1 protein-coding gene is annotated in these 273 nt (G+C 33.7%); it reads right to left on the bottom strand.

What is annotated here, in order from left to right:
- Positions 1–236: transposase (locus ELQ09_RS08195; protein ID WP_243834167.1), on the bottom strand; the 236-nt coding region annotated here is incomplete at its 3' end.
- Positions 237–273: the final 37 nt, after the last annotated feature.

Here is a 273-nt window from a genome sequence, read left to right as displayed (position 1 = left end):
TATCCTTTATCTCCAATGATCGTAACCTCTTTAAACTGATTTTTAACATCATTCAGATAATGAATATCATGAACGGATGCTTTACTTAAATCGAAACTTCTGAAAACACCCTGTATTGTGCATACCGCATGGAGCTTATATCCAAAATACCGGGTTTGTTGCGAAGCACAGAAACCTTCATTGGGGGAAGTAATAAATTCTTCTCTGCAGATTTTTAATCTGTTTTTTCTTGACATTTTACAAATTTCCAAAGGCATACTGTCTATTATATGA

Source organism: Campylobacter sp. CH186 (assembly GCF_004378925.1).
Lineage (GTDB): Bacteria > Campylobacterota > Campylobacteria > Campylobacterales > Campylobacteraceae > Campylobacter_D > Campylobacter_D jejuni.
The sequence above is the reverse complement of the archived record's forward strand: the minus strand, read 5'-3'. Positions and strand labels throughout refer to the sequence as shown.